We start from the raw sequence: 6,619 nt of genomic DNA on the forward strand, positions 1-6,619 counted from the left end.
ACCCAATCCGGGACGGAGCGCGGCCCCGCCACCCAGGTCACGGGAACGTGCGCGACCAGGGATGCGACGAGGCCGCGCCAGCACGGCGGCACGTCCGGGAGCCCGACGATCTCGACGGGCCCGAGCACCCGCGGCGCGTGGGCGAGACGCGCCCGCGCGGCCTCGGCGAGGTCGACGGGCCGCATCATCCCGGCCGGCAGGCGGGCGAGGACGGCCTCCTCCAGGCGCCGGACCGAGGCGGTCCGGTCGGCCGGGTCGGCCGACCGCGCCAGGTCGAAGGCGGCCAGCCACGCCTTCCGCACGGTCTCGGCGGCGGCGTCGACCATGCCCGGCAGCGTCTTGATGGGATCGAGCTCGCCGAGGTCCGTTTCGGCGAGGGCGGCCGGCAGAAGGCTCTTGAGCGTCTCGTCGTCGACCGGTCGCGCGAAGCCCCCGGCGAGGCGCGCCACCATGCGCTCCACGGGCATGAGCTGGACGCCATGGTCGGACCGGCGCGCGGCGGCCAGCCGGCCGTCCGACATGGCGAGGCGGCCTTGGATCACCACCGTCCGGCGCGCCATCATGCGAATCATTTCCCCGACCGTCGACCGTCACCCATCTCCGGCGAGGCTGAAGAAACGGTCAAGCTCGTACGAGTCGCCCCGGCCCAGCCGTGCACAACCTGCTCGAACCTGACGATGGCCGAGGCTTTGGCTCCGCGCCCGGGCGCGAGCTTGCGCGCTCTTCCCGGCGCGCCCGTGCCCAGCGCGGCCCGCTCGGGGTCGCCAGCTTCCCCTGGGCCCGCTCGGCCGCGCCCGTCACCGGGCGTCAGGCTTCGGGCACGCCGTCGAGCATCTCGGCGGCCAAGCCCGGCATCCGCGCCAGGACGCCCTCGTTTCGCCGGGCCCAGAAGCGCCGCAGCAGCGTCTCCGGAACATGCTCGTCGTACTTCGCGGTCTGGATGGTCCCGACGAACTCCGCGACGGCCGCGAAATCGCCCGGCACCATGCTCGCAACCCTGCGCAGGACCGCTCGGGCGTCGTCCGGGCTCACCCCGGGGAGCGTGACGCCAAGGTCGTGCGGCTCCGCCGGCAACCCGAGCATCGACAGGATGACCGCCAGGACGTCGCACGTCGCGCTGCCGCGCCACGCGAAGAGGTGAAGGTCGCGCCCGGTGTGCACCATCCGGGAGCGTCCCAGACCGAGGCGGCGGTAGGCCGACCGCCCCTCCGCGAGGAAGGTGCGGGCCCGCGCGTCGAGGTAGGCCGGCACGTCGTCGGCCTCGAAGACGCCGCGCATCTCCGCGAGGAGGCGGTCGTGCGTGGGCTCGGCGAACAGCCGCTCGAACTTCGGGATCACCCCGCCCCGGTGCGCGGAGACCTGCAGGACGTGGGCCCGCTCGTCCACCTCCTCGACCAGCCAGCGGCGCCCGGCGAAGACGACCAGGGTGCCCTGGGCGACCGCGTTGGTGAGCGGGATCGTGCCGAGCGCCCGGGTCCCGGCGACCAGGCGCCACTCCGCCCCGCTGTCGAACAGGGCGTAGAACTCGCGCGCGTGGACGAGGCGCTCGCCGCGCTCGCCCAGGAGCAGCGTGCCGTCCGGCGCCTGCTCGATGAGGCCCACCCCCGTCCGGGCCGCGCCGCGCAGCAGCTCCGCGAAGTCGCCCGGCGTCACCGAGGCGAACACCCCGGGACCGCAGAGAAGCCGATGGAGCGCGTCGGCCCGGGCGCCGCCGCGCTGCGCGATCACGGACAGGACCTGGTGCAGCAGGGCGGTCGCGAGCGCGGCGTCGCTGGCCAGCGGCGGCTCCACGAAGCGGGCGGCGAGCAGGCGGATGGCCGCGACCGCGCGCACCGCGTCCTGGCGAAGCTCGTCGAGGACCGAGGAGCGCGTGTCGAGCTCCTGCTCGCGGACGTAGATCCGGAGGATGGCGGGCACGCCCGGCCGCCGCCCCGTCCGGCCCAGGCGCTGCCGCAGCGACGCCAGCGAGCGGGGCGCGCCGACCTGGGCGACGGACCGCACCGAGCCGATGTCGATGCCCAGTTCCAGGGTGGAGGTGCAGACCGCGGTGGTCGGCAGGGACGCGTCCTTGAGGCGGCTTTCGAGCTCCTCGCGCAACTCCTTGGAGAGGTTGCCGTGGTGCGGGAAGAACTCGTTGGGGACCTCGCCCCGTTCGGCCCGGCGCCGCAGCCTGTCGGAGAGGGCCTCCACCAGCCGCCTGGAGCCGCCGAAGACCAGGTTGTTGCTGCCCCTCAGCGAGGCGAACAGGTGGTCCGTGATCGCGTCGAGTGCCGGCACCGGCCCTGCGCCGGCCGCGCCCTCCGCCTCGGCCCCGTCGGTGCCGTCGGCGTCGAGCGGCTCCAGGTAGCCGAGGATCCGAAGCTGGAGGTCCAGGCCGGCCCCGCCGTCCTGGAGCAGGCGGACGCGCTCCGGCGCGGTCGGGCGAAGCCAGGCCGCCGCAGCCTCGGCGTCGCCGATGGTGGCCGACAGGCCGACCCGTCGCGTCCTGCCCGGCGCGCCGAGGGCCTCGACACGTCTCAGCAGCGACGCCAGGTGGAGCCCCCGTGGGCCCGACAGGAGGGCATGCACTTCGTCGACGACCACGAAATCCAACGCCGCCAGCAATCGACTGGCATCGGCGGGACGCCGGATCAGCAGGGCCTCGACGGATTCCGGGGTGATCAGGGCGATGCCGGCCGGCTTGGCCAGCATCCGCGCCTTGGCCGATTGCGGCGCATCCCCGTGCCAGCGGACAAGCGGGATCTCCATCCGCTCGCAGAGCTGGTCGAGCCGCTGGAACTGGTCGTTGATGAGCGCCTTCAGGGGGCTCACGTAGAGCACCGCCAGGCCGGGTTCGGCCCGGCCGGCGATCCGGGTCAGGATGGGCAGGAAGGCCGCCTCGGTCTTGCCGGCCGCCGTCGCCGCGGCGACCAACACGTCGTCACCGCCGTCGAGGACGGCGTCGATCGCGCGCGCCTGGATGTCCCGCAGCCCCGTCCAACCCTGCTCCCGGATCCAGGAGCGGACCTCCGGGGCGAGGCGGTCGAAGGCCCCGTCGCGGAGGCGCCGCTCAGAGGCGGAAGCTGACGAGCTCATCGCCGGGCGCCGGGCTGGAGGGGACGTCGGCGTCCGCCCCGGCGTCATCTGCCTGGTCGTCGCTGCGGACCTCGACGTGCCCGAGCAGCTCCTTCCAGCCCGTGCCGGGGTTCTGCTCGATGACGGCAAGCAATTGAACGAAGGCGCGGATCGTGTTGCGCGGCGTCCGGAAGTAGGCCTCGCCGATCCGGTCGTTGCAGTGACCCATGAAGGCGCCGAGCGCCTCGTCCGGCACGAGGTGCCTGGCGGGGTCGCCGCCGGCGAACACCGCCCGGATGTTCGACAGCAGGATCAGCATGTCCTCCGGGGTCAGGTTCTGCAGCCGGATCACCGGGCCCGACAGGTCGACCAGGCCGCCCTTCGCGAAGGCATTCTCCGCCAGCCGGCTCTGGAGCGCCTGGTAGCTGTACAGCCCGCGGCGGGTGTCGAGCAGGAATTCCGGCGTGCCGCCCAGGGCCAGGCCGAGCCCGCGCACGTTCCCCTGCAGCACATCGTTGAGGATGCGCAGGACCTGCTCGAAGTTCTGGTTGCGCGCCTGCGCGCTCTGGAGCTTGTACAGGTTGACCAGCTCGTCGAAGACGACGAACAGGCCGCCGTAGCCCGCGAGCCGGACGAAGGCGGCGAGCAGCTTGAGCGCGTCGTAGACGTTGTCGTCGTCGACGATGGTCCGCACGCCCAGCGCCTGCCGGGCCTCGGTCCGCGTCGAGAACTCGCCGCGGAGCCAGCGCAGGGCCGCCGCCTTCAGCGCCTCGTTCCCGTCCTCGCTCCCGCGCCAGTACGCCTTCAGGACGACCGCGTAGTCGTAGCCCCCGACCTCGTCCTGGAGCGGCGCGAGCCTGCGGTCGATGACCCGCTCGACGGGCAGGCCGGCCTGTTGCGCCTCCTTGACCGCGTCCGTGACGAAGCGCTCGACGACGCTGCCCAGGGCGCCCCCGTCCGGCTTGGTGCGGGTCGCCATGTTGCGCAGGGCCTCGGCGTAGAGGGCCCGCGCCTGCCCCGCGCTGGCGTGCAAGCGGCGGTCCGGCGCGAGGTCCGCGTGCACGGTGACGAGCTTGCGTTCGAGGGCGACGAGCCGGACCAGGTTGAGGAAGAAGGTCTTCCCGGCCCCGTACTCGCCGATCACGAACCGGATCGAGGACCCCTCGTCGGCGACGCGGTCGATGTCGCGCACCAGGGCGGCGATCTCGGCGGCGCGCCCGACCTGGACGTGGCGCAGGCCCGTGCGCGGCACGACGCCGGCCGAGAGGGCCTGCAGGATCGCGTCACGGTCCCGCGGGCGGATGGTCGGGGCTGGCTGCATGGGGCTAGGCGGTGGTGCTGGGGAGCAGGTGGAGGCGAAGGTGGGCCGCGATGGTGACCGGGTCGTCGTGCTCGATCAAGGCCTCGTCGAAGCGCTCGAAGCCCCATTCGTTGATGGTCTCAAGCGCCCCGTCGGGAAACAGGCCGTTCGCGCGGGCCGCCCGGTCGAACGCCTCGCGCGGCATCGGGTCCGGGGATGCGGCGACCGCGGCGAGCAGGCCGGCATGGGCCGGATCGAGCCCGGCCGGGCCCGTGTCCGCCGGTGCCGGCGCGGGCGCTTCCGGGGCGACGCCACCCGGCGGCGAAACCGTGCCCGCACCTGACCCGGGCGCCGAGTCCTCGACGAAGATGTCCGAGAGCAGGCTTGCGACCGCCTGCGTCTCGCGGCGAACGCGCTCCAGCCGCGATGCGTCGATGACGACGCGCCCGGAAGCGCGGTCGCCGACGTCCCCGCGCGGTTGGCTCCCGTCGGCGCCCCGCGGCTCCGCCGACGCGGCCGACCCGAGCGGCCCGCGATGCAGGGCGGCGTAGATCCCGTCGGCCGGCAGCGCGAGGAACGCGTGCAACCGTTCGAGGAACCGCACCTCCGCGGGTTTGGCTTGACCGCCGGCCATGACGGCCGCGAGCGCCGCCCGCGCGCAGGCCTGGCGCTCGGACAGGGGGCGGCCCGCCAACCGCCTCAGGATCCCCTGCGGCTTCGGCGGGTTGCGGTGGATCGACAGGGCGTAGGCGGTCAGGCGGGATTTCTCGGCAAGGCTGAGGGTATCGGTGCCCCGGATCGCGGCGAGCATCCCGTCGGCGGCGCCCTGGGACACCGCGCCGTCCGACGCCGCGGCGAGGCATGCGGCCTCGATGACGCCGCGCAGCGCCAGGTACTCGGGGCGTGTCGCGTCGACCGGTGCCCCGGCGGCCCCCTTGAACAGGACGACCGCCGCATCGGCGTCCGAGGCCGAGGCGCCGGCGCGAGGTTCCGGCCCGTAGCGGCGGTCCGGTTCGATGCCGATGCCGACCCGGTCGAGCGCTTGGCAGAGCTGCGTCACGCCGGCCTGCGGCACGCGGCCTTCCTCCGGCAGCGGGATCTCCATCACCTCAAGCAGCCGGCGCAGGGACGTGGCCGGCATGGCCGCTCCGGCGGCGAACAGGGCCTCGCAGCGCTCGCCGACGGCCGTCCACGCGTCGCCTGCGCAGGCCAGGTCCGGCGGCAGGAGCAGGGCCGCCTGCACGCTCCCGCGGGCGTCCGGGCGCCTGCCGACGAAGCGGCTGAACGCATCGAGCTCGTCGGTGCAGGCCTCGACGAGCTCGCGGAGCTTCCTCACGGGGGCGGAGACGGCAGCGATATCGGGCAGGGACCCCGGCGCCTTGAGGTCCACCTGGAACGTCGAACTGGCGGCTCGATAGGACGCCTTGATCCGCGCCTTCGGCGCGCCGACCTTGAGTCCCTTCGGGTATTTGGCCGGGAACCGGAGGCGCCAGAGCGCCGCGAACTCGTCCGGGCATCGCGTCACCGGCGTGCGGAAGCCGCGGTCGGGCAGGCCCGCCAGCCAGAGGAGGGCGTCGTCCGCGTCGAGGGGCTGGCCGTCGGCCAGCTTCCGGCCGAGATGGACCCTGACGGCGAGCGGCAGTTCGTAGCTGTAGAAATTCGGGTCGAGGTTCAGCTCGGGACGCCGCTCCTCCGCCGCGGGCACCAACAGCCGGGCGGCCTCGACGAAGCTCCGCGCATAGGCCTGGAACGAGCTGTTCGCCCCGTAGATCGCGCGCAGGCGCTCGACCTCCGCGACCAGCACGGGCGCGTCGGCCGCGACCCCTTCCTTGAACAGCCGGTATTCCAGACCGTAGAAGTACAGGAAGACGAGCGCGATGCTGGCCGCGGGGTCGGAGCGCCCCCCGGCCAGCCAGTCCAGGTAGGCGCGGCGGCCCGCCGGGTTCAGCCCGTCGTACCGGCACCAGTAGGTCAGGCCGGTCGCCGAGCCCCGCCCCGCCTTCGCCACGGGAAGCGCGGGATCGATCAGGCAGTTCTCCCTGCGCCACGGATCCGACCCGAGCTTCTCGCCGACGTAGATCAGCCCTCCCGTCACCGTCAGGCCCTGGATCTCGACCGGTTCGCCGGGAGGGACCCAGCGCGCCGACCGGCCCCGCTTGCCGCGCCCCTCCGGCGAGGGTTGCGGCACGGGCGCGGGATCGTCGGGTAGGGGCGTGACCGTGAAGGCAGGCTCGACGTGCGCCTCGGAGGCAACCGCCTCGGGGG

The 6,619-nt window shown here is 74.0% G+C and carries 3 protein-coding genes and 1 pseudogene; all 4 read right to left on the reverse strand.

Annotated features, from left to right (window positions below):
* Window positions 1-563 (reverse strand): annotated as a pseudogene (locus tag AX737_RS22435) (PD-(D/E)XK nuclease family protein); the annotation flags it as partial.
* Window positions 564-807: 244 nt separating this feature from the next.
* On the reverse strand, window positions 808-3,075 hold the full coding sequence (locus AX737_RS22440) for a DEAD/DEAH box helicase (protein WP_012752933.1): 2,268 nt from the start codon (window positions 3,073-3,075) through the stop codon (window positions 808-810).
* On the reverse strand, window positions 3,050-4,375 hold the full coding sequence (locus AX737_RS22445; RefSeq protein ID WP_066925038.1) for an ATP-binding protein: 1,326 nt from the start codon (window positions 4,373-4,375) through the stop codon (window positions 3,050-3,052). Before AX737_RS22445 ends, AX737_RS22440 begins: the two co-directional genes overlap by 26 nt.
* Window positions 4,376-4,379: 4 nt before the next feature.
* On the reverse strand, window positions 4,380-6,619 hold a 2,240-nt coding region (locus AX737_RS22450), incomplete at its 5' end, for a TerB N-terminal domain-containing protein (protein ID WP_066925040.1).

Origin of the sequence: Methylobacterium sp. CCH5-D2 (genome assembly GCF_001556475.1) — a bacterium.
In the GTDB taxonomy this organism is placed as follows: Bacteria; Pseudomonadota; Alphaproteobacteria; order Rhizobiales; family Beijerinckiaceae; genus Methylobacterium; species Methylobacterium hispanicum.

What these genes read in the sequence shown, in the direction of transcription:
- AX737_RS22445 (WP_066925038.1), bottom strand. Translation starts at nt 4,375, where the DNA reads ATGCAGCCAGCCCCGACCATCCGCCCGCGGGACCGTGACGCGATCCTG.
- AX737_RS22440 (WP_012752933.1), bottom strand. Translation starts at nt 3,075, where the DNA reads ATGAGCTCGTCAGCTTCCGCCTCTGAGCGGCGCCTCCGCGACGGGGCC.